14 protein-coding genes are annotated in these 25,702 nt (G+C 33.4%); 2 read left to right on the top strand and 12 right to left on the bottom strand.

From position 1 onward, the window contains the following. Positions 1–48 precede the first annotated feature (48 nt). On the top strand, positions 49–363 hold the full coding sequence (locus B9N79_RS09200; RefSeq protein ID WP_040057768.1) for a hypothetical protein: 315 nt from the start codon (positions 49–51) through the stop codon (positions 361–363). A gap of 362 nt (positions 364–725) precedes the next feature. Here B9N79_RS09200 and B9N79_RS09195 read toward each other — a convergent pair whose 3' ends face one another. Beyond that, entirely contained in the window at positions 726–1,250 is a 525-nt protein-coding gene (locus B9N79_RS09195; RefSeq protein WP_085118155.1) for a general stress protein, read from the bottom strand. A 308-nt stretch (positions 1,251–1,558) separates the two neighbouring features. Between B9N79_RS09195 and B9N79_RS09190 the strand changes: the two genes are divergently transcribed. Next, on the top strand, positions 1,559–3,067 hold the full coding sequence (locus B9N79_RS09190) for an AMP-binding protein (RefSeq protein WP_046217527.1): 1,509 nt from the start codon (positions 1,559–1,561) through the stop codon (positions 3,065–3,067). Positions 3,068–3,198: 131 nt separating this feature from the next. On the opposite strand, the gene B9N79_RS09185 is transcribed toward B9N79_RS09190, so the two are convergent. The 11 genes from B9N79_RS09185 to B9N79_RS09135 form a co-directional block, all read right to left on the bottom strand. Next, positions 3,199–4,170 carry a GIY-YIG nuclease family protein gene (locus tag B9N79_RS09185; RefSeq protein ID WP_048896777.1) on the bottom strand — a complete coding sequence of 324 codons (972 nt, stop codon included), beginning with the start codon at positions 4,168–4,170 and terminating at the stop codon, positions 3,199–3,201. Between the two features lie 252 nt (positions 4,171–4,422). Next, positions 4,423–4,974 (bottom strand): hypothetical protein, encoded by a 552-nt coding sequence (locus tag B9N79_RS09180; RefSeq protein ID WP_239695508.1) that lies wholly within the window; start codon positions 4,972–4,974, stop codon positions 4,423–4,425. Between the two features lie 591 nt (positions 4,975–5,565). Continuing rightward, positions 5,566–6,501, bottom strand: a complete 936-nt coding sequence (locus B9N79_RS09175) for a sensor histidine kinase (protein ID WP_040057771.1) — start codon at positions 6,499–6,501, stop codon at positions 5,566–5,568. A 1-nt stretch (position 6,502) separates the two neighbouring features. Then, complete coding sequence (locus tag B9N79_RS09170) at positions 6,503–7,219, bottom strand: response regulator transcription factor (protein ID WP_085118153.1); 717 nt, start codon at positions 7,217–7,219, stop codon at positions 6,503–6,505. A 260-nt stretch (positions 7,220–7,479) separates the two neighbouring features. Then, on the bottom strand, positions 7,480–8,352 hold the full coding sequence (locus B9N79_RS09165) for a DUF4097 family beta strand repeat-containing protein (RefSeq protein WP_085118151.1): 873 nt from the start codon (positions 8,350–8,352) through the stop codon (positions 7,480–7,482). Between the two features lie 45 nt (positions 8,353–8,397). Next, on the bottom strand, positions 8,398–9,102 hold the full coding sequence (locus tag B9N79_RS09160) for an ABC transporter permease (protein WP_040057774.1): 705 nt from the start codon (positions 9,100–9,102) through the stop codon (positions 8,398–8,400). Between the two features lie 119 nt (positions 9,103–9,221). Then, positions 9,222–10,145 (bottom strand): ABC transporter ATP-binding protein, encoded by a 924-nt coding sequence (locus B9N79_RS09155; RefSeq protein WP_046217183.1) that lies wholly within the window; start codon positions 10,143–10,145, stop codon positions 9,222–9,224. A gap of 893 nt (positions 10,146–11,038) precedes the next feature. Beyond that, positions 11,039–11,344 (bottom strand): contact-dependent growth inhibition system immunity protein, encoded by a 306-nt coding sequence (locus tag B9N79_RS09150; protein ID WP_040057776.1) that lies wholly within the window; start codon positions 11,342–11,344, stop codon positions 11,039–11,041. Between the two features lie 17 nt (positions 11,345–11,361). Beyond that, positions 11,362–12,699, bottom strand: coding sequence for an RNase A-like domain-containing protein (locus tag B9N79_RS09145; protein WP_052264272.1), 1,338 nt, complete (start codon positions 12,697–12,699; stop codon positions 11,362–11,364). Between the two features lie 272 nt (positions 12,700–12,971). After that, positions 12,972–13,244, bottom strand: coding sequence for a DUF5839 family protein (locus B9N79_RS09140; RefSeq protein ID WP_019394577.1), 273 nt, complete (start codon positions 13,242–13,244; stop codon positions 12,972–12,974). Between the two features lie 225 nt (positions 13,245–13,469). Beyond that, positions 13,470–25,700 (bottom strand): amino acid adenylation domain-containing protein, encoded by a 12,231-nt coding sequence (locus B9N79_RS09135; RefSeq protein ID WP_085118148.1) that lies wholly within the window; start codon positions 25,698–25,700, stop codon positions 13,470–13,472. Positions 25,701–25,702 lie beyond the last annotated feature (2 nt).

Here is a 25,702-nt window from a genome sequence, read left to right as displayed (position 1 = left end):
CGTCTAATGTTTACAAAACATCAAAAGACACCTATTAGGGGGAGAAACATGAAAAATAAAGTAGCTATTATTTCTATAATTCTTTGTGCATTTTCATTTGTAGTAGGTCTTATAGATCTTTTAACTACAGGACATCCATCAAGGGATGGCCTGTTTGAAGAAACAGTTACTGAGTATGTTATATTATATAGTTTTCTCTTTATATACTTTGCACTACCTGTAATTAGTTTTGTTCTTTCGTTTTTTAGTAAAAAAGGATTTTTAAAATATGTTGCTATTTATGGAAGTCTTTCAGTTATGATTTGGCATATTATCCTTCCTGCTATAATGATGACTTTCTGGGTTTTAAATCCTGCACCCTAAAAAAGGCAACGTATTTTGATAGCGTTGCTGTTATTGCATTCTCAATATTAGCCCTACTCATAGCTTATTTCAAAAAGCCTGGTTCAACACCGGAAGAATCTACTATTGATGAACGTACAAAAGGGATGTATCTTCAGTTTATCGGGAGTATATTCATGTTCTCCTATTTTATCCTTATGGGAGTTACTGGCTATCTAATGCTTACAAACCAAGAAACAGTCCCTACAAACTATCTATTCTATTATTCCTTTGGTGTTTTATTTATTGGAATGGTTGTTAGCCCAATGGTGATACGAAAATTATAAGTCTATAGAGAAAGAATCCGTATTTTCGTAGAATACGGATTCTTTCTTTCTTATGGCTCATCCTGAAGAGCCTCTCCTAATATCCTTCTTTATGTATGCTTCTTTTAATCGTCTCGTTTTTATAAGAAACTTAAGATCAGAGATATTGTCATATGAGAGCTGTATATAGAAGTAGTTAACATATTCAAGAAATGCAAAAATGAAAATATATCCTGTGATTGACAGTTCTTTAAAAGGTACATTAGGATACCAGATGAGGAAATCAATCACAAAGAAAAGCAGCGTAAGGAGAAGTAATCCTCCATTTGCCTTTTCGAGGACTTGCAATGTTCGAACGACTCTCTGTGGAAGTATAATAGAAGGTTCTTTTTTCAACTGTTTTAGCTTCACACGCCAGTAAAGCGAACCTTGCAGCAATATGAATTCTAACAGAAAGAATGAAAGCCAAAAAGAAAATAAAAAGTGCAGTTTCAAATCCTGATAAGCGAAGAAGGATACGGCATAAATAATAGGAAACATGATTATCGCAAATGTTTCGCCACTAATAAGATATGAAAGTCTCCTCTCCATTCTATCTCTCATTATTCTTTCCTCCTTTCTACATGATTAGGATTTTATATTCATCACTTTTGATAATAGACACTCCTATCAACCAATAATAAACTTATATATAATATCTTACCACAAAGGATAATTTGTGTAATGAAGCTTACACTTCCTTCTGTACTGCCCTCAACACTAACTCTTCCTCCTTTTTGATTTGCCTTATTAAATCCTAATTTATACTGTAATTCCAACACCCCTTGTTGAGATGAAAAGAAACAGGTATGATAGACCCTGGAGTAAATACATATGATATAAGAAAAGCAGTTATTGTGGAGGGGTTTATTGTGGTTTTAGAGATACCAGAGAGAATTAATTTGTACAAAGAGCTGAGGACACAGGCAAAGAAAAATCCGAAAAAAGTTATTTTAGAGGATTTAAACGGTGCTTTAACATATAAGAAAGTTTTATTAAGCGTAAATGTTTTAAGCCAGAAAATCTTACAAGCAACAAATGGTGAAGAAAGAGTTGGTCTTTTCCTACCGAATGTTACAGGGCAAGCCATCGCGCTCTTTTCCTTGTTTAAAAACGGGCAAGTTCCGTGTATCTTGAATTTTTCAATGGGTGCGCAAAGCTTATTGGATTGTATTGAGACGACTTCTTTGAAAACGGTCATTACCTCAAAAACGTTTATCAAAGTAGCGGGACTTAGTATGGTCATTGAGGAAATGGAGAAAAAAGTACATATCGTTTATGTGGAAGATTTAAAAGACAATCTTGCGCTTTCACATAAAATCAAAGGGTTTCTTGAAACGAAAATATCTTGCCCTGTAAAAGCTTCCAAAGAAGAAGTGATTCTTTTTACATCAGGGACCGAAAGCAAGCCAAAAGGTGTTGTTTTGTCACACCGAAATGTATACGCCAATATCAAGCAAGCGCTCGAAGTGATTGATATTACGGAAAACGATAAGATTTTCAATCCCCTTCCACTCTTTCATTCTTTCGGGATGACGGTGTGCATTATTTTGCCGCTTATTTTTAATATCAAAGCGTTTCTTTATCCGTCACCGCTTCATTATAAAGAAATTCCGAAAATGATTAAGAAGCATAAGAGCACGATTACGATTGCGACAAATACGTTCTTTGATCAGTATGCGAAATATGCGGAGCCGGACGATTTTGCATCATTGAAGTATGTGATCGCTGGTGGAGAGAAATTAAAAGAAGACGTGTTCGAAACGTATAAAAAGAAGTTCTCGATCGAGATTCTGCAAGGCTATGGAGCAACCGAAACATCTCCAATTATTGCGCTAAACACGCCAACATACAATAAATTCGGCAGCGTTGGAAAGATTCTTCCGTTAATGGATGCTAAAATCGAGAAAGTCGAAGGCATTACAGAAGGCGGAAACTTGCTTGTGAAAGGTCCTAACGTTATGAAAGGCTATATGATTCATAATGAAGGATTTATTCCGAGCAGTGAATGGTACAACACAGGCGATATTGCGAAAATTGATGAGGAAGGCTATCTCCATATCCTCTCTCGCTTAAAACGTTTCTCCAAAATCGCTGGTGAAATGGTGTCACTTAACGGAGTTGAAGATCTAGCTTTCCAATGTTTTGGTGACTCTAATTTCTATGCAGTCAGCGTTCAGGATAAGCGAAAAGGAGAAAAAATCATTCTCTTTACTACAGTTCAGAATGTCGATAGCAAAGAGCTTCGGAAGTTTATTAAAAGTAAGAAAGTCTCTTCTCTATATATTCCAAATCAAATTCATACGATTGATTCTGTACCGTTGCTTGGGAGCGGGAAAGCGGATTATCGGAAGTTGGAAGAGATGGCGGCTAAGCTGTAAGATAGTTTAAAAAACTAAATGAAATCCCTCACTCGTTGTTTTTTGACTAGTGAGGGATTTTTTAATAAGGATAGTATGAAGAGAAAGCATTGAGCTTCCCCTCTGTTCAGTTACTACCCTAATCCTTTAAATTAAACCCTTTGAGCTAACTGCTCTCTCAACGTCTTTAACATAACTCCATCCTTATCTCTCCAAACACTCGGTCCGCTGCACCTTGTCTGTGCCACAAAGTTAGCAGCACCTGAGTTTGAATTAAAGAGATGGTCTTGGGTAAAGAAATATCTTTCCTCTATCTCTTTTACTACTCCCTCTTCTAAAAGAACCGTTAACTTTTGCATATGCGAGGCTAACAATTCTTTCGGGAAGTTTGGTTCTTTTCCTAACATGGACCCTTTACAAATAAGGAAACCTTCTTTCATTTGTTTACCCGTTCCCTTTGACGCATTTCGATCAAGATACAGCGTAACATCTTCTAAGCTAACTGTATCATCTGCATCTTCCAGTTCAACTGTAACTTCTGCTTGTTTGACCTTTGGAGTCTGAACCACTGGCTCAGCCCCAACATTCTTCTCTTCTAAACTTGAATTCTGTATAGATGAAGACTCATCAAATAAGAGAAAATTATAAGAGCTTAGGAAGTATTTAATATTTTCTAATATTCCTTCCAGCTCTCGTTTCCGAAACTGATCCATCGCAGGTTCAGTCGGAATTGTTTGATTTAGCTTATATGCACCTGCATTATCTGCTGCTTCATAGGCTTTGTTTTCTAAGTATTGGACATCTAACTTGTTTAACTCACCGATTGAAGAGTTCCTAGATACAATCATAACGGCTGTATCCCAAAAATCTTTTCCTTTGTTATGCTGTTTCAATCTTTCATAACCATTCGCAGCTTCCCCTATGTATGCCTGCTTGTCTCCTCCAAACAGAAAATAAATCGTTGGTTTTTTTAGTTCTTCTTCATCTTTTACATCTTTAAGCATATGCCTTGGAATGCACACTGCTTGTATCGCTGTATTAGGACTTTCAGCTATTTTAATTCCATCTGGATTGTCTCCATAAAAACATATTTGAATTCTTTTATGACTTCTATTTCTCAGCAAGTAAATAACCCCCATAAACTCTTTTACATGATATAGAAAAATAATACCATATGTGGATCATTATTTATTAAATGAAGAGACTTATTTTTCGCACTAGTTTTACAAAAGCAACATTTATTTTAATATTGTATTCCCCCGCTCTTAGATTTAATGAGAGAACACAGTATTTTTAGAATAGACTAGCTATACAAATAAAGGATCTTTAGATACAAAAAGGGACTCCACGTTAGAGTCCCTTTTCTCTTTAGTACATTAATGTGCTGCTCTCTTCTGTTGAAATCCAATAAATAAGAAACAAGTCATCAACGCTACCGCAGCAACCACCATAATACCCATAAAGCCTAAAGCAGCCATGAATACGTCTTCTCCAGGATAAGAAGGTTTTAAAGTAAGGAATTCATATAATCCATACATACCTAATAGCACATAAAAGCTACTTCCGATACTAGCCATTGTAAGTCGACTTTTCTTAGAACCAATCCAAGCTGCACTAAACGTTGCCCACGCCAGAATGCATGCTAGTGTCCCTAATCCAAAAATCACAATGTGTAGATAAGGAATATAAATTTCTGTCATCATAAGTGCAAAGATCAACAAAGCCACAATAGCTGTCATCAAAGTATTCCATGAAAACAATACAAGGCCGCTTGAATATGGATTATGAAACCAAGATTTTTGTTGTAGACTTTTTACCAATCTGCTTTCTTGTTTTATCAAAGAAAGCACTTTTCGTCTAAAGACTAATAAAAGCATAATTCCAATCATGCCTAGTAAAAAAATCGAGCTAATCCCCAATTTTATCACCATCCTAAATATAATTTGATGATACTTGGTATATGTACTAACTAATACTAAGGAAAGTATTATAGTTAATGTAAAAATATACCACAAACATATAATAACATAAAAGGAGGGACAATCTAACCTTTTCCTCCTTTTTTTTGATCTAATAATATCTATTATAAGTCCATAAATAGCATACAAAACTATATAACCTACTATAATCCATCTACTAGTTGAGGTGGATAGTCCCATAGGATTCCAAGCAAAAAGAAATAAGGCAAGAAGAATTCCTACTAGAGCAAATATAAGCTTTTCTATAGCTTTAGGACTCAAATCCTATTACCTCCTTTTAAATACAGAGATACTTATTTACTTTCTCTTATTTCCGATTACCTCACCTTTCAGACTAGCCTCTTGCCTTATGAAATGATATCTAAAATTCATGAAAAAGATGTTAAGTATCATATTCTAATAGTAGCAACGCTTTTTCAAATATGTTGGCACCTCTAAATATACTTACCCTATTCATGAGAAGGTCTTTCCTTATATAAAGTGTAATTAATACTAAAAAATAAGTTGCCTTTGATAAAGGCTCCTCATCATTTTCCATTCCTAAAACTTAAGGCGTTTTAGACATACCGTAAAAGTTGTCTTTTCAAAGGGTATACTATTTAAAAATATACTTCCTCCCATTTTCTCTACTAACCTTTTAGTAATAGTTAGTCCTAATCCACTTCCTTGGTAATGGGTATTTCTTGAGTCCTCCAAGGTATACATACGTTCAAAGACTCGATCTTTATGTGATTCATTTATCCCTTTTCCTTTGTCTGACACTTCTACACAAACATCCTGTTCCGTTATGCTAATCTTTAAACCAATCATTTTACCATCCGTTCCATATTGAACAGCATTAGAAATCAAATTATTTAGAACCCTCTCAATAGCATCTTCATCTCCGCTAACAAAGACAGGTTCTTCTGGTATATCAATCACGACCTCGAATTCCTTATTTATTAAAATTTCGTAATAGTCCAATATGACTTTGCGGCTAATCTCACATATATCAATTCTCGAAGAGCTTAATTTTTTATCTCCGGACTCTAGTTTTACAAGTTCAAAAAAGCGGTTTATTAACTCTAAGACTTCTACAGTTTTTAAATTAACAGTTTTTAATAAATTCATAATCTTTTCTTGCGTTAAGTTTTTATCATTATTTATAATCTCAATATAACCTAGAATAACGGTTAGAGGCGTCTTTAAATCGTGGGAAATATTGGATAGCATCTTCCTCATTGAAAGTTCTATACTGTTATAATTCCCTATGACCTTTTGATTGTGGTCTAGAAGACGATTTATTTGTATTAACAAGGATTTTATATATTTATCGTTCGTGTAAAGCAATAATCTCTCGCCTGTTTCTTCACTAACAATTTTTTCAAGCTTATTCCTTATGTATTTAACTTCTGCTCTTTGATTTACTCGACTTCGGAAAAGAATGGTATTTATACCTACAGAACACATTAATAAGATGATCAACAGATAAAACATTTTAAAAATCCCCTAACTTATAACCAATCCCCCACAACGTCGTTATGTAATTCGGATGAGATGGATTGTCCTCAATTTTCTCCCTAAGTCGTCTAATATGAACATTAATTACATTCTCATCTCCGTGATAGTCATCTTCCCATACAGCCCTATAAAGCTGAGACTTGGTATACACCTGCGAAGGATTGGAAACAAGTAGTTTTAAGATGTTAAATTCTTTTGCCGTAAGATTAATCTTTTTATCGAGTTTTTTCACAGTAAACCCCTCGATATTAATACTCAAGTCTCCTATTCTCACAATCTTGTTTTTTCTTTCATCCTTTCCTGCCTTTGGTGCTTGGGAACTCTTATAGTGTCTCTCTCTTCTAATTGTTGCCTTAATTCTAGCTACTACTTCGAGCATAGAAAAAGGTTTGGCAATATAATCATCAGCTCCAAGGCCAAGGCCAAGTGCTTTATCTACATCTTCATCTTTTGCAGACATAATAAGAACGGGAACCATACTTTTAGAACGAATCATCCTTAGACATTCCATACCATCTATTTTCGGCAGCATAAGATCAAGTAATATAACGTCAAATGTTTGGGTGTTTAATATCTCCAAAGCTTCTTCCCCATCAAAAGCCGCTGTAACTTCAAACCCTTCCTTTGTTAAACTCTCATTAACCATATCGCTTATAAACGGATCGTCTTCTACAATTAATATTCTGTGACTCAAAGTTTTCCACTCCTCAAATCTTTTATATAGATTAATATTCTTTTTTCATCATAAACACCCATTTTTTAACAATTATCTTAATTTCATTATAAACCTTTTTTATCTAAAATTATTATATATTTCATAAGTTGTTATTTAAAATCCAAATAAACAAAGCAACCATTCTTCCCTGCAGTAGCGAAAAATGGTTGCCTAGTGTTGTTCTCTTTATCTTAACAAACTCTTTCATATCAGTATTTAATTCACAAACTTCTTAACCGTTAGTTTGCTACGTTTATCGCTCCATCCTCACTTGATAGATTCAACTTATTAGTTCCCTCGCCAATTTTACCTTTTTTCAGTTCCTTAGTATTCTTACTTTTCTTCAGTCTATCAAGATTAATCGTTATATCAGATTTACTCTTAGCAGCAACTGCTAGGGAAGTTGGAGCCTTTTTATAAGAAACTTCAATATCACCTGATTCAGTATCTACCCCTAAGGATTTTCCTTCATTTATATCCTTAATTGAAACTACTCCATCTTTTGAAGTAACTCTTATCTTAGAATTACTGATATCTTTCATATAGCTATCACCGCTTGTAGACGTTATATTTAACTTTTCAACAGAACTATCTTCAACCCTTAATGCTCCATCCTCAGATACAAACTTCCCTGTAGTGGCCGAAACACCTTTAATTTCCCCATCCCCAGCCTTGTTTTTCACTCCAATATGATGAGTTGAAATTCCACTCATTTCTATATTGCCATCTTTATTAGTTAATTCAATATTGTTTACGCCTCCTTTGGGGAGATTAATATAAACGGTGCCTTTCTTCCCAAAAGTAAAACCGCCTAAAAAGCCAGCGTTTCCTTCATCTTTTTGTTTAATGATTAGCGCTGCTCCATCCCTTTTGAATGTAACAGGATTATCCTCTTTTTGTTTACCTTTAGCAGAAACCGTTACTTTGTTTGAACTACTCTCTTGAACCCTTACATCCCATGAATCACTATATACTTCTAGTGTTTCAATATTCTCTGCACTATAAGATTTACTTTTTTTAAAACTTTTTGCCTCTGCACTATATGTATAGACACCCAAAGCAACCAATCCAATAACAGCAAGTGCTGCAACAGTTCCGATAACTTTTTTCACTTCTCTTCCCTCCTGATTAGATGGTAAAAGTCATTATGTTCTTATTTATAGCACATCAATTTTATCCACTTTGCGATAAGAGAGGTAGCCAATTAAAAGCCCAAATAAACATAGTGTAGTAGGAATGACGATGAACTGACTTAAACTAAATTCCTCTCCCCCAGTGGAAACCGTCGAGTTAATCAAGAGACCAATTATGACAGCCCAAGTAATTGTAGCGGCAGTAGATTTCTTTCTCATCCCAAAAAATAAAGGAATTAGACTTATACCAGCCATCATAACAGCGTTAATAAGAGTTGAGGGTATAGTAGAAATAATTTCATTCATCTTAACAGGGTTCTCAACTAAATATAAATGTGGACTGACGAAGAAAATTAACAAACTAATAACAAAAGTAGCCATAACAATACTTACAAAACAGAAGATTAATACAATAAGTAATTTAGCTTGAATTAACTTTTTTCTTTGTAAAGGATAAGTAAATAGCAAATGAATGGTTTTATTTTTATATTCATCAATAACTAAACGAGATAAAAGTACAGCGGAGAACGTGATAAATACAATTCGAATAAAGATATTAGTTAAAGTCATAAAATCTGTGTAAGTCGGAAACATAGGCTCTATTTCCTTTCTAGATCCCCAGCCCATAAGAGCAACCAATCCAAAGATAATTAAAATCCAAATTGCTACTATTTTAAAATACTGTGACAAGTGATGTTTCTGATACTCCAACTTCATAAGTTTTAACATTTTAAATAGCCCCCAGTAGTGGAATTTAAGATACTCTATCTAAGGCTTCTTAAGTTTAAAAAGATAAACCCTAGTAAAAACACTTATACAAAATTTCAGTATAGGGTAACCTAACTGGATTAAACGCTTATTCCTTCCCCATTCATTGAACTTAAGAAATACTCTTCTAATGAACTATGTTTTTTATTAATACTTTCTATTCCAATATCATTCATAACAAATACTTTAGAGATTTCTTGCTGAGGCAAAACGGTTTCATAAATACGGATGATCTGTTCACCAATAATTTTAAAGTTTCTTATTCCTAACTCTTGCTCTAAAATATACATGGCTTTCTTTACATTTTGAACTTTCACTTCTATATACTCTGTTTGCTTTCCGTTAATACTCTTCATAGAGACTTCTTTGATTAACTTGCCGTTTTGTATAATACCAACCGTATCTGACATCTGTTCCATCTCGGCTAGAATATGGCTAGAAACTAATAATGTGATTCCATACTCTCTACAAAGTAATTTAAAAAGGTCTCTTAGTTCTTTTATACCGATAGGATCTAGTCCATTGATTGGCTCATCTAAAACTAGAAGTTCCGGTTTCGTTGAGATAGCTCGAGCAATTCCTAATCTTTGTTTCATCCCTAATGAAAACTCTTTAACTTTTTTATTTTCGATATTATAGAGTTTCACAAGCTCGATAGCGTGGTCAATAGATTTCTTATCGTAATATCCCATATATTCACAATGAAAATACAGATTTTCTTTAGCAGTGAGGTTGTCATAGAAAATGGGATATTCAATAATAGTTCCCATTCGCTTGAGAACTTCAAATGACGTTTCTGTCAGTTTCTCACCAAAAATCTCAATTTCCCCACTTGTTGGTTTAATTAAATTAGTAATCATTTTCATAATGGTTGTTTTACCAGCGCCATTGGGACCTAAAAATCCATAAATCTCCCCTTTTTTTACATGCATATTAACTCCAGAAACAACTTCTTTTCCTTTAAATGATTTTGTAAGTTGGTTCGTTTTTAAGATGTATGTCATTTACTCTCTCCTTTCAACCTATGTTCTTATTATATAAAACAAAGTTCTCTTTTCTCTTACGCAATTCTTACTTTTTCCTTAAGATTCATTTTTTTACAATTGAAAACTCATTAATTAAGCTTTTTTTTAAAAAAGCCATCTAATTGAGATAGACTCTTTTCATTATAAAAATGTAGTTCTTACTTTGTAGATGAGGGTAAAGCAATAAAGAAAAGGGACTAGGAGGGAGCTCAAATAGCCTTCTTCACTCATTTTCGTGTGTGAATAAGGAGGAAAATTTATTACAGGGGTTACATACTCACTATTAGATTTATTCATAGATTCTTGGAATACTTATTTAGTAGATTTAAGCAATGTTCCGCACTTCTGAACTTCTCGCTATCCTATACTCCAATATAATACTCCCTTCTAATGATTGTTTATGATGAACAAAGGCCAATATAAAGCCCACCTTGATTCCTATCAAAGTGGGCTTTGTATATGTGAACTGAATGTATATTTTTTTATCTATTCTGCTCTTCATATTCATTCTGAGGAGTTGTAAAGCTTCTTAGAAAGTATCTATACATATTGTGAACAGTTCTTCATCTTCAATAGTAAACAACGATAGTAATGTTTCTTTATCGTAATAATAGAAAGCTTTAATTAAAGAATCGTATCCCATCTTATAATATCCCCTTTTACCTATTGTTAAACTCCGTTCATTAATTACTGTTAGATGTATTATATTTTCCGCTGGCTACCTTGTCTAACAGTGTTAAAAAGTTAACTCTCTGGTATAACCTTTTAAAGTATTAGTTAAATTCCCTTTATAATTTAGATTGACAATACAAACCAATATGTAGAGAAAAATAAAAAACCTTGAAAGGCATTTAGCTAATCAAGGTTTTCCATTAAAATAATCTTATTTTTACATCTTCTGTTATTTTCTTTACTAATTGATTTAACCACTGTAGTGGAGTTAGTTCGATTGCTGGAAAATAAATATCTGCATTATTTTGTATAATGTTTTCCTTTTCCTGTTCTGTTAATTCACTACTTAAAAACTCTTCACAATACTTTATGGTAAACAGCAAACATTCCTTACTAGCTTCTTCTATAAACTCATCTAATGCTTCCTCCGGAGAACTAATATCTTGATGGAATGTTCCAGCTAAAAAATCTTCTAACTCTTCTAAGAAATCGTAACTTTCATTCATTATAATTCCTCACCTTCCTATTTTTCTGGATATCCTGTAACAATAAAACTGCCATTTTTACCTTTCTTTAATACAATCCTTGCTTTTGTAACATCTTCTGCTAATTCTGAGTTTCTCGCTCTACTTCTACCAATTATTTCTCCATCTCCCTTGTATTTTAATGCTAAAGTAGGCCTACTATGGGGATTAGAAAGCCATTTTTGAATTTTATCAATATTTTTTGAATCATTTAAAACTATATTTGCAACTCTTTCAGCTGTAGCCCTATCTTTAAAGCTAGACGAACTTGGTATTTTTTTATCCTCTTTCAATCTTTGTAACAATTGTTCATCGGTCTTGTCTATATGTCTTTCAATCAAATGACCTTTCTTTTTTCCTTCATGAGCCATTAGCCCACCGCCAGGAGCTAAAAGAGAGCTCTTTCCTATGTCTGCCGAAGTAGGAAGTAAATCTTCTTTTTTATATAGAACACTATTTCCCGTTACTTCAGAAGAATTCCAATACATATCCTTCGCATTCTGTAAAAAGCGGCCTAGATAGCCGGTTTCTAAAGTATTTACAGGTAGGCGCCCAGCTACGCCTGCGGTTGTTGGTTTTAAGGTAGGTACCTTCTGTTTCACAGTTGCTTTATGAACTTCCTTCATTCCCTTAGCTGTTTTAGATACTGCTCCTGCACCTTTAACAGCTAAACCTGCTCCTTTGTCTCCAAGAGCTGCAAGTCCAATCTCTGTCCCTGCATAAGAAAAAAAGTGACTGCGGCTATAAGCATCACCGTGAATAAGTTTCTCATCTACCGCAGTAACAACCCCATCCTTTACTGTGTTATAAGTACGAATGGGATGCTTTCCTGCCTCATAGACTCCTTTGACTGTATCAACCGTGCTGTCTACAGGATGTTTCACAAAAGAAACAATCCCATCCCATGTATCTGAAAGAGCATCTCCTGCTCCATCACCCATTCCTTTTAACGATTGTGTAAAAGCATTTCCTTCTTCTTTCTCTTTTTTCTTCTCACTTGCTCCTTCTGTCTTTCCTTTGAAGGTTTTTTGAGGAGCAATCTCACTATCTAACCCTAGTGCCTGAAGAAGAGCTTCATCCGCTGCTTTTAATTCTTGATACGTCTTTGAAACAACTTGCTCTGCTCTACCTAACTCTTCACTATACTCCCGAATGCTCTTCTCCAATTCCTGCTGCAGGCCCTCTAGTTCTCCATTCCATACCCCACTTAGTTCAGAGAGGGCTCCTGACAAGGAAAAACTAAGCTGCCCTGGAATTGCATCTATTTTTGCTTTCGCATTTTTGGTTTTTCGTTCAAGATTTTTAAGTTCATTTAAGTCTGCTTGAATTGTACCCATAACAGAACTCCTTTTTCCATTTTTTCCATACTGTAACATTTTACATGAATGAAAATGGAAATAGGTACCAAGGTAGGAATTATATAAAAATGAATAAAGTTTACTAGTCTAAAAGTTCTTGTTATTTAGTCACTCCAGAAAACCAACATAACTTTAGAACTACAAGAGAAAAAATTATGTATAAAGATTATTTTTTATTTTTAAAAGTTGAACACCTAAGATGGCTACTCCTCATTCGATATGTGACCAAGGATTCACATATAACTTCTACTTCACTTCCTATTGGGAGCTTTCTCAACCAATCTTACAACAGGCTTATACGTTTTCCCTGCGATTTCAATATCTTCCCGAAACGCTTCCATAACAAGAATTGTACATACCTTGTTCTCAGGTCCTGCACATGCTCGTACAATATCTCCTGGTTGAATATCTAAATGGCGCAATGCTTTTGGAATGTGCCAATTATATTTTTTAGGATGTACCTTTATTGTATTTTCTGTCCTATGTTTAATATGAAAACCGCTAATTGTATTATTGTCCTTCAATGCCAAATCTCCTTTGAATATTGTTTCTATGCCTTATTTTAGCATAAACTTGTAGTTTTGAACTAAAAGCAACATTGATTTTTTTCCATATCATTAAATAATTAAAAAATTTGTAAATCTAAAAAACTAGGAACAAAGGATGTCTAATGACATCTTTGTCCCTAGTTTCTATTCACTCTTTAACCATATGTGTTATCAGTTATTTTTTACTGGTGGATATACATTTTAAAAATCAAATGTTACATTTTCAATTTCTCTGTTAACTTTAATTAAACTTTCAACTTGGATTTCACTTAACTTTACGTGTTCGTTTGCACTAATTGTTTCTAGAATACTAAATAGCCCTTGTCCGATTTTTTCAATTGTTTCTTCCTTAAATAATGCTTTTGAATATTCAATTTCAAACAAAATCTCTTCTTTTTCACACGTTACAAAAAGAGAAAAGTCGAATTTAGATATATTATTATGATATTCTATCGGAATTAATTGAATATCACCCATCATTTGTTTATCTTTCGGCGTTTCTTGAACAGCTATTACTGTAGAAAAGATAGGTGTTATTCCTTTTTCCCGCTTTATATTTAAATCTTCTAGCAACATATCAAATTGATAATCCTGATGATCATAAATTTCTAATAAGTTATCCTTTACTTCATTCAGGAAAGACTCAAAAGTCATATGGTCTTTTGGATAATTTCTGACTGGTAAAGTATTAACAAACATACCTACAACTTGTTTGATATCAGCATGTGTTCTACCTAATATTGGCATACCTATAATATTTTCCTGTTGGTTAGTATACTTGGACAATAAAATACTATAAGATGCTATCATTAACATATTTATGGTTACATTGTATTTTTGACATAAGTCTTCTAGTTTTTGTTTTAAATCTACTCCGCTTGAAATAGAGTAACTATCGCCTTCAAAATTTTGAAACTCCGGTCTAGGATAGTCTGTAGGCATACTCAAAGTAGGAATTTTCCCACTAAGTGCCTTCTTCCAATATTCTTTTTGTTTAGATATCTCATCAGAATTGAGAAATTTATTTTGCCAATCAGCAAAATCCTTATACTGAATTTTTTTGTTTTCTAGATTCTGACCTTCATATACCTTCGTAAGTTCATTTATCAAAATATTAATTGAATAACCGTCAGAAATTATATGATGCATATCAAGTAGAAAAACGTGTTCATTAGGAGCAACTTTGATCAACTTCATTCTTACCAATGGCGCAGTGTCTAGGTCAAATGGTTTTATAAAGTCTTTTAGCAATCTTTTTACCGTAGAATCCTCGTCATATTCATCAAAGGTTATATCTTCCTCCAGAACAGAGTAATTTATATCAACTTTAGAGGTTTCATGGATGATTTGTTTTGGTTCATCATTTACTATTTCAAAAGAAGTTCTTAGTGATTCATGACGTTTTATCAGGTTATCTACTGCTAATTTAAACTTCTCAATTTCAATATCGCCTACTAACAAAGTCGCTCTAGGCATGTTGTAAGTAGTTCCTGACTTGTCCATTTGATTTATTGTAAACATACGTTTTTGTGCTGCAGAAAGATCATAGTATGATCTTTTTTTGATCTGCTCTAGAGGAGTATAAAGACTTTGAGCGATATTTTTAACATACGATCCCATCGCTTTAATGGTTGGTGCTTTGAAAGACTCTCTTAAAGGAATATCCACGCCGAATTTTCTATAAATCCCTACAGTTACTTCCATTAATTTCAAAGAGTTACCGCCTAATTCGAAAAATACATCATTTACACCTATTGAATTTAAATTAAGTGTGTCAGCCCATATCTCTAATATTCCTTGTTCTACATCATCAGTAGGGGAATTAAAATCGTTAGAAATCATAATCTCCTTACTTATTTTTGGCAGTTTCTTCACATCTAATTTCCCGTTAGGTGTTAATGGAATATTATCCAATTTAACATAAACTGCTGGAAGCATATAGTAAGGAACTCTACGAGTAAGATATTCTCTAATACCTGCTTCATTCTCCTTATCTTCCAATACGATATAAGCAAAAAGTTCGTTTCCACCATCTTGTTTACTATTAGGTATTACTACTGCATCTTTTACTGAATGATACTGCTTCAACACCTGTTCAATCTCATTCAACTCTACACGATATCCACGAACTTTGACCTGAGTATCACTTCTCCCTAGATATTCAATCGTACCTTCATTTGTTACTCTACCTAAATCTCCTGTTCTATATATCCTTTTTTCCTCTCCAAATAAAGGAATACTTATGAACTTTTCTTTAATTAATTGTTCATTATTAAAATAACCTTCCGTTAAACCTTCACCTGCAATACATATTTCTCCCCAAACTCCAATCGGTAAATTCCGATTATTACGATCTAAAATAAATACTTGTGTATTATCAATAGGGACACCAATAATAGATTCAGTAGCGGCAAAATCATCTCTCTCTAAGTCCATTACTTTGGCTATTGATCCTATAGTACTTTCTGTTGGTCCATAATGGTTCATTATTTTAGTCTTAGGATAGACATGGTGGAATTGTTTAATATCATTAAGCTGCATCTTTTCTCCACCTAACACTAGTAATCTCAAACTTAAAAAGTTCTTACTTTTCTCCAACAAGCTATCACTAACTAGTTGTCTGAACAAAGAGGGTGTAATTTTTATATAATCAATCCTATTATTCGCTAGGTAATTATATAAGTTAATAGGGACTGAATAACATTCTCTTGATATTAAATGAAGTTCTGCTCCATTTAATATTGAAGAATATAAACTCGTATATCCTAAATCAAAAGCAAACGAAGAGAGCAATGCTGTTTTATCGTTCTGTGTTATTGAACCCGCTCTTGTAAACCAAGAGATATAATTCATAACACTTCTATTTTTAACAGGTACTCCTTTAGGTACTCCAGTAGTTCCAGATGTATAGATTATATATAAGTTGTCAATAGGCTCACATCTATTCGGTAGATTAGACTTGTCCTTAGAATATAAATTTTCATCCTCTAGGAGCCAAACTAAGTAAGGTATATTGTGAGATTTTAATATATGAGATTGTGCTAGAAGGCCTATTGAATTACTTGATTTAACGATTGTACGGACACGGTCCTCTGGAAAATGTGGATCAATAGGAACATAAGTAGCACCCGCTTTTATTATTCCTAGGATACCCACAATCATTTCTATAGATGGTTCAGCCATAATACTTACAACTTTATTTGGGCCTGCTCCCATCTCAGTAAGACTATGTGCTAATTGGTTTGCCCTCTCATTTAATTCTTTATAGGAGAGTGTGCCTTGTGTCGTAACTATCGCTGTATTGTCACCATAATTCTTCACTTTTTCCTCAAAAACTTGTTTCACGGTTTTGCCATGAGAAAACGCCATCTCAGTATGATTCATAATTTTCATTACGTTTATTTCACGATCAGTAAGTACTTCTATATCGCCAATTTTCATTGAACTATCCATTGATATACATTCTAAAATATTTAAAAAGTGATCTACCATATTGTTGATAGTTTCTAAATAAAATAAATCCTGACTATACTCCAATGTACAATATAGTTCTGCCTCACTTTCCGTTACTTTTAGTTCTAAATCAAATTTCGTAGTATCTGACGCAGAATCGTAAGGCTTTATTATAAAATTATCAATGTTTACTTTTGCTGCATCTACATTTTCAAATGCAAACATAACATCAAACAATGGATTACGATTCAAACTGTGCTCAATGTTTAATTCATCTACTAGCATTTCAAACGGAAAATCTTGATTCTCCAACCCATTTAGAGTCTGTTCAGCAACTTGACTTATAAATTGATCTATCGTTAAATCTTTCTTAGGTCTATTTCGTAGCGGCAGTGTATTAACAAACATTCCTACGATATGCTCTAGTTGAAAATGCGACCTTCCAGCCACTGGTGTACCTATTACAATATCTTCTTGCCCACTATGTTTAGATAACATAATATTTAGTGCAGACAGTAGTATCGAGTATATTGTTACATTTTTCTTTTTTGCCAAACGATCTAATTTAACTCTTAGCTCATTCTCTAATGTAAAGGTCACATGTCCACCTTTAAAAGTAAATTCTTCCGCTCTAGCCTTATCTGTAGGTAGATTCAGTAGCGGCACTTCATCTGAATATTGACTGAGCCAATAATTTCGTTGATTGTTTAATGCTCCTCTATTTATAATACGATTCTGCCAATCAGCAAAATCTTTATACTGTACACTTAATTCAGGGAGAATATTCCCTTTATATAGTTCCGAGAATTCCCTCATTAATATGGCGACAGAAACACCGTCTGAGATAATATGGTGCATATCATACATTAGAACACACTTTCGAGGTGCTATTTCCATAATTGCTGCCCTAAATAAGGATGAATCACTCAAGTCAAATGGTCTAATAAAACCATGAATAGCTTGGTCAATTTCCTCTTCACTTAAGTAAAAGTGTTCTAAATCCCAATCCACATTTTTGTGGATTTTTTGCACAATATGACCGTTCATTTGATGAAACGATGTTCTTAAGCTTTCATGGCGCTCTATTAGTTGTTTAAATGATTCTTCAATTAATTTCTTATCTATTGTACCTTCTAATATGAAAGCTCCATAAATGTTATATTTGGTACTACTTCTATTTAAATAATCTAATATATACATTCTTTTTTGCGATGAAGAAACCTCATAGTACTCCTTGTTTTCAAGAACTTTTAACGTTTCCGGTGAGTTGTAATCACTAATACAATTGTGGATGTATGCTGATAGTTCTAAAATTGTCGGTTTTTCAAAAACTTTCTTTAATGGAACCTCCACTCCAAATTCTCTTTGTATCTCCGAAACAAGTGTAATGGCTTTAAGTGACTGACCTCCAATTTCAAAAAAGTTTTGATTAACCCCAACATTCTCAAGTCCTAGAATGCTTCTCCAAATTTTAACTAATTTACGTTCATTATCGTTAGTAGGTTCAACAATCTTATTTACATCCTCAAACACAATCTCCATATTAGCAAGCATTTTTCGATCTATTTTCCCATTGGGATTTAGCGGAAATCTTTCTAATTTCACAAAAAACGACGGAACCATGAATTCTGGAAGTTTTGTCTGTAACCACGTTTGTATATCTGTTTTTGATATATTTCGGCTACCATTGTTAACGTAATACATGACAAGATAATTCTCGTTGTTAACAGATTGTTTTTTTACAATAACTGAATCTATAGTTTCTTTGAAAGCACTCATCGTAGCTTCAATCTCTTCGATATTAACACGATGCCCTCGAATTTTAGTTTGATCATCTTTTCTGCCTAGTACCTCAATATTACCATCTGGAAGAATTCGCCCCAAATCGCCTGTTTTATATAATTTCTCATTTCTTTTTGAATAATAAGGATCTTGAATAAACTTTTCCTTTGTCATCACAGATTTGTTTAAGTAACCTCTTGCTAAAGGGATACCTCCAATATAAATTTCGCCCTTCACACCCTGAGGCAATAGATGTAGGTGATTATCAAGTATATAGATTCGTCTATTTGCTAGTGGTTTACCAACAGGAATAAACTTTAATCCTCCGCTCTTACTTCCTTTACCAGATACTTTGTACAAAGTACTAGTCATGGCCGTTTCAGCTGGTCCGTAAGCATTTAACAAAACAACATCTTCTAAAGGAAGCTCTTCCCATAACCTCACTTTTTCAGCTGTCATTTGTTCTCCTCCAACAATAACTATCTTTAAGTTACATTTAGGGATTATTGTTGGATTTCCATTCCATGCTTTCGTTACTTCTCCCCAATAAGAAGTTGGCAAATTCACTACTGACAAATCTAATTCTGCACATTTTCGAGAAAATTCAATAGGTGTCCATATTTCCTTATCACGAAAAACTAGACAACTCCCACTCGCTAAGGTCGAAAATATTTGTTCTAATGAAATATCAAAACTAATAGACGAAAATTGTAAAACACGGTCATTTGTTGTGAGAGTAAGTCTTTTAATCATATCTAATGAATGACTTACTACAGCTTCATGAGGCATCATAACACCTTTTGGTTTCCCTGAAGATCCTGATGTATAAATGACATATGCTAGATTAGAAGGCGTAACCTTAGTAGCCGGGAGATGCTCAGATTCTTGTATGATATCCTTCCATTCCGTATCTATATATACTATTTCACCGCTAAAGTCTGATATCTTTTGCTTAAGGTTTACTTCACTCAATAAGACTGGCACATTGGCATCGGCTAACATCAAATCAACTCTACTACTAGGATAATCTGAATCTATTGGTAGAAATGCTCCTCCAGCTTTTAATATGCCTAAAATACAAACAGCCATCTTAGTTGATCTCTCAATATATATTCCTACTGGCTTATCAGGTCCTATCCCCATTCTAACTAATTTGTGGGCAAGTTTATTTGAAAGTATATCCAATTCCTTATAGGTTAAGCTTTCCCTATTCTGAATAACTGCTGTAGCATCTGGCCGTTCCGTAGCTTGAATAGCAAACAAATCATGATAACAATAATTTTTGGGATATTTCATATCTGTCTGATTGTAAGCAGTAAGTATATGGGATTGTTCATCATGATTAATCATCGAAATATCATTTATTTTTTGTACATTAGATTCTATTAATATTGATAAAATATTAACGAGATGATCGAGGATTTGATTTGCCTCTTGTTCATTTAGAAAATGACGATTATAAAGCAACTTCAGATGTAATTCTGGTTGTAGGTTGCAATAAACCACTATAGGATAATCCATTTGTTCTTCCACACGTACTGATTCAACATTTAAGGATCCAACGCCCTCTTTTAACATCTCATCAAAAGGATAGTTTTCAACAATTACAATACTCTCATATAAGTCAAACAGTGCAGAATTCCTTGGTAGATTCACCCAACTACGTATATCAGCAAGTGATGAATATTCGTACTCCCGCATCTCTGCTTGGCTTTTTTGTAATTTCTTTAACCAAGTGACCACATCTGAGTTAGTATCCAAAAGCACCCTAAAAGGAAGAGTATTCATAAAACAACCTATGATATTTTCTGAACCTTTGAGATCAGCAGGTCTACCAGAAGACGTGATTCCAAACGCAATATCAGTTTCTTCAGAATACCGATTTAACAGAATAGCCCATGATCCTTGGATAACGGTATTTAAGGTTACTCCATTCCTCTTTGAAAAATCTGTGATCCTTTGTGCTATCTCGTCAGATAAATGATGTCGTACTGTTCCAAATGAAGGTGAGGTCTCAGATATATCTTTACTAGGAAAAATATTATTAAAACGAACGGGTGTATTAAAACCCTTTAAAGTATTTTCCCAATACTCTTTTGCCTTAGTGTTATCCTGTTGACGCAACCACTTTATATATTCTCCATAAGGTAGCGCTTCTCCTAAATCTATTTTTTCGCCCTTACAATAAAATTCATACAGCTGACCTATTTCTGTGAAAAGAATGCTATTGCACCATCCATCTAGCTGAAGATGATGATGTGTCCATACTACATCATAAAGGGAATCTCCTCGTTTAATTACAGTGATTCTCATAAGTGGTGGATTATCTAAATTAAACCCCTTTTTTCGGTCATCTTCAATCATGGTTTCTAGTCTTATATTATGATCTATATGTGTATCTTCTGACCAATCTATGAATTCGAAAGGAACTTCTAAGTTGCTATGAATTACCTGTAAAGGCTCCTCTACATCTTCCCAATGATAAGAAGTCCTTAAACTTTCATGGCGATTAAGTATTGTCTTCCATACATCTTTGAAAACCGGCACATTCAAATGAGAATTAATCGTAAATACAGTTTGCTCTAATGTTACTGTCGATTCTGGAGTGTAAAGATGATGAAATACCATACTCTTCTGAACCGGGGATAAAGGATAAACATTATCTAAAGGACCAAATTTTTCATTTAGTACATCAATTTTTTCTTGTTTTAGGGATACTAACGGAAAATCAAATGGTGTGTTCTGTATATTTCCTTTTTCTTTGCTATGGATAATGAATTTTTCCAAATAAAAAGTATAACTATTTAATAACTCTTCAATTGTTTCTTTTTGATGAAAATTAGTACTATATTTCCACTCAATCTTCAATCTACCATCTATAACCATACACTCAATGTCAAGAAGGTGACTTCGACTGCTGTTTGGCTCTCGGTTATTTCCAATATTCACATTCTCTATCTCAAATAAGTTTTGCTTTTTAAAAATTTGTTCAGACTGTCCTAAATAATTAAAACTGATTTGTGCTCTATTACGTGAAATAAGTTGGTCACGTATGAGAGATTCACCAAGATAGTAAAGAACTTCGTATCCTATACCACCATTTGGAACACTCCGATAACGTTCTTTTATTTGTTTCATTACTTGATTTAATTTTGTTCCTTTATCCAAATCACCTAATAGGATTGGATATACACATGTGAACCACCCCACTGTACGCGATAAATCATGCTCCTGTAATAACTTATTTCTCCCGTGTCCTTCTAAATCAACTAAAGTTTTTCCACACCATTTATGAAGAGTTTGAGATAAGGTTATTAATAAAATATCATCTATCCTTGTATTAAATGCTTGTATTGAACCGCGAAGTAAATAATCGGTATCTTCCTTGGACAACAACGTAGATACTGTCCTTGAAGACGCTTCAGTATTAAAACCAATGTTCATATCTGTCGGAATATCATTTATTTCTTGTGATATTTGACTGTTCCAATAATTGAATTCATTTTCTAACTCCTGAGATTGAGCATATTCTGTTAGTTTCGTTGACCAATACTTATAAGATTCGCTTTTTGGAGGTAACACAACTGTACTATTAGATTTTAACTGTTCATAAATCTCCTGCAAATCTTCTAATAATACTCTCCATGAATAACCGTCTACAATTAAATGATGGGCAGTTATAAATAATTTACTCTTTTGTTTTTTCCCAAAATCAAAAAAAGCTGCTTTTAATAAAGGGCCCTCTGCAATATTAAGACTTGACTGTAAGTTATTAACGATTTCATCCATATCTAAGTTATGGTTATTCATATCGTATACATGAAATGAAATAGAAAGCTCTGGATTGTCTGTATAAATCTGCTTCCACTTTTCACCATTCTTCTCGTATCGAAGTCTCAAACTATCATGATAAGTAGTCAGTTGTACAAAACTCTTCTCTAAATAAGAAATATTTATAGGAGCTTTTACATCTAATATTATCGATTGATTCCAATGATTATAGTTTTCCAACGGCTGATTAAAAAACCATTCTTGGATAGGAGTAAGAGGAACTTCTCCTGAAATTAGTTCTTTATTCTCGTATTGCTCTTTATTAATTACATGAATAACTTTTGCCAATTCAGAAATTGTCTGATGTTGAAATATTTGATTTACTGTCATTTCTATGCTCTTTTGCCGTGCCCTACCTACAACTTGAATGCTTAAAATGGAATCGCCACCAAGTTCAAAGAAACTCTTTTTTGTGCTTATATCACGTTGATTGATTCCAAGTACTGAAGACCATATTTCTACTAAATCCTCTTCTACGTCATTGACGGGAGAAGTGTATTCACAGCTCTTTTCTACTAAGGGGTAAGGTAATTTTGTACGATCAATCTTACCTATAGATGTTAATGGTAATTTTTCCAAATGAATAAAATGTAAAGGTATCATATAGGCTGGTAGCCGTTCTGATAAGTAAGCAACTATATTCTCTTTTACTACATAATCGTTTGAAACAATGTAAGCACAGAGCTCCTTGTTACCTCTTGAATTAGTAATATCTACAACAAGTGAATTTTCAATTTGCTCATGTTGCAAAAGCAAACTATTTATTTCATTCAATTCAACTCTATATCCTCTAATCTTAACCTGATAATCTGCTCTACCGAGGAACTCAACTTTTCCATTTGGTAACCATCTTGCTATATCTCCTGTTTTATACATTAATTCACCTGGTTGGAAAGGATTCCGCAAAAAACTTTGCTCTGTTTTGCTTGATAAGTTTAAGTATCCCATTGAAACACCAAAGCCCGAAATATACAATTCTCCAGGGATGCCTATAGGGTTAAGATTCATATCTTTATCCATTATATAACATTTAACATTCGCTATAGGGCTACCTAATGTAACGTCGTCTTCTGTACACTTTTCACTTAATGCATCTATTGTAGTCTCGACCGGCCCATAGTTATTATAAACCTCATATCCTTTTTGAAGCAGTTGATTTTTAAGAGCATTTTCTAATTTCTCTCCACCAAGGATAATCGTTTTTAAACTTGGCAACTTACAATCATTAAGTAGTAATTCTTTCACCATTGTTGGAATAAAATTAATAATATTTATCTCGTTATCATTCACATATTGGCAGAAATCAACAGGATTCATCATTAAATTTTCGTCAGCTATATATAACGTAGAACCAAATGATAGTGATCCAAAAATATCTTCGATACTCGGGTCAAATATATAATTGGTTAATTGCAGTAAATTCTTTCCCCTATCCATCTTATATGTTTTCCCAAACCACTCAATTACGTTAATTACATTTTTATTACTTACCATAACACCTTTTGGATTTCCCGTTGTTCCAGATGTATACAACACGGTAAATAGATCTGACAAGCTATAGGTTAGTTTTGGGTTGGATGTATCTTCAGAAAAGTTGTTCTTATTATTCAGTGATATTACATTCATGTGGTTAAAAGCGTGTAAATATTCCACTTTCTGTGAATCCTCTTCGTTAGTAAGTAGCATAGTAGAATTGCTATCGTTTAACATATACGATATTCTTTCGGAAGGAAAATCAGGGTCTATTGGCATATAGGCTGCTCCTGCCTTAATTATAGCAAGTATCCCTACTATCATATCTAAAGAAGGAGTTGTCATAATACCAACAACATCACCATTTTGTACTCCATTTCTAATAAGAGTATGTGATAAGGCATTTGATAAATGATTTAATTCTGCGTAAGTAAGGGAATGTTCTTTATAAACTGCAGCTATTTGATGAGGTGTCTTCGTTGTTTGATGTTCAATCAACTGACTAATAGTTAGTTCAGATTTCAACGCTCTATCCGTATTGTTAAATTTATGGAGGATTTCATTTTTTTCGGCAGTAGAAATGATTTCAATTTGATCAAGAATCTTATCCTGCAATACTTGTTCTGCAATTAATAAAAAGTAGTTTGCTAATTGTGCTGTAAAAGATGACTCAAACTTTCGTGCATCATAAGTAAAATCTATCTCAATATACTCTTTGCTAAGTGTAACGCTGATTGTTAATCCGTAATTTGTCATTTCAAAAGAAGAATAAGAATTAAAGCTTATATTTTTTTGTTGACTCATAACAATATCGTCAAGAGGATAATTTTCTACAACAATAATCGAATCAAACAAATCTGGTACGTCTTTCAAATTAGAACATTTTTTTATTTCCGTTAAGGAGTATTTACTATATCTCTCCCATTCAAAAAGGTTTTTGTTAACTGATTTAACGAGATTTACAGCCCTTTCCCCACTTGATCTCTTTACTCTTAATGGTAAAGTATTAATAAACAGTCCTACAATTTCTTCAACTCCTGAAAAAGTATCTGCTCTTCCAGATAAAGTTGTTCCAAAAACTACATCGTTGGTATTGTTATATTTTTGTAGTACTAACCCCCACGTTGTATATATAAATGATGCCAATGTTACCTCATGTTTCTTTGTAAACTCTTCGATTTTACTTTTAGAAAGTTTAATACTTTGATGGTAATCGTTTCTGGCAATATTACTTCCTGTTTTTTTCGCACCCATTATAATGGGTGTATTATAACCTTTAAGGTATTCTTCCCAAAATGATTTTTGTTCCTCAACATCTTGTTTCTTTAAATACTTCAGAAAATCTTTATATTTCTTTTTGATAGGAAAATTAGTTTGTCCTGATGTACTTAGATTTTGATAAGCTTGTAAAAATTCTTTCAAAATAATTCCATTGCTCCACCCATCATATAATATGTGGTGGTGACTTATAATCATTTTATAAGTACTGACTTCAATTCGGCACAAGTGAATTCTAAATGGAACATCTGTAAGTTCAAACTTATTTTGTATATCTTCATTTTTTATATTTTCAATTAGCTTATTTTCATCCTCACCATTACACTTTTGAAAGTTGTGAAAAATGATTTCAGGTTTATGTTCCTTTAAAACGATTTGAACAGGCTCTTGAATGTTTTCCCATCTAAATAATGTACGCAGTTGCTCATTCGTTTTAACAACAATATTCCATGCTTCCTGAAAAATTGACAGATCTATTTCACCTGAAATATCTAAAGTGATTTGTTCAAAATATTCTTCGCTCTCCGGGTCTTTAATAGCATGGAAAAGGATTCCCCTTTGTGTTGGGGTCAAACTAAGAATATCTTCCACGTTTTTCTTTTCTAATTTTGTCACTA

It is taken from the genome of Priestia filamentosa (assembly GCF_900177535.1).
Taxonomy (GTDB): Bacteria; Bacillota; Bacilli; order Bacillales; family Bacillaceae_H; genus Bacillus_I; species Bacillus_I filamentosa.
This window is presented reverse-complemented; position numbering and strand designations above follow the sequence as displayed.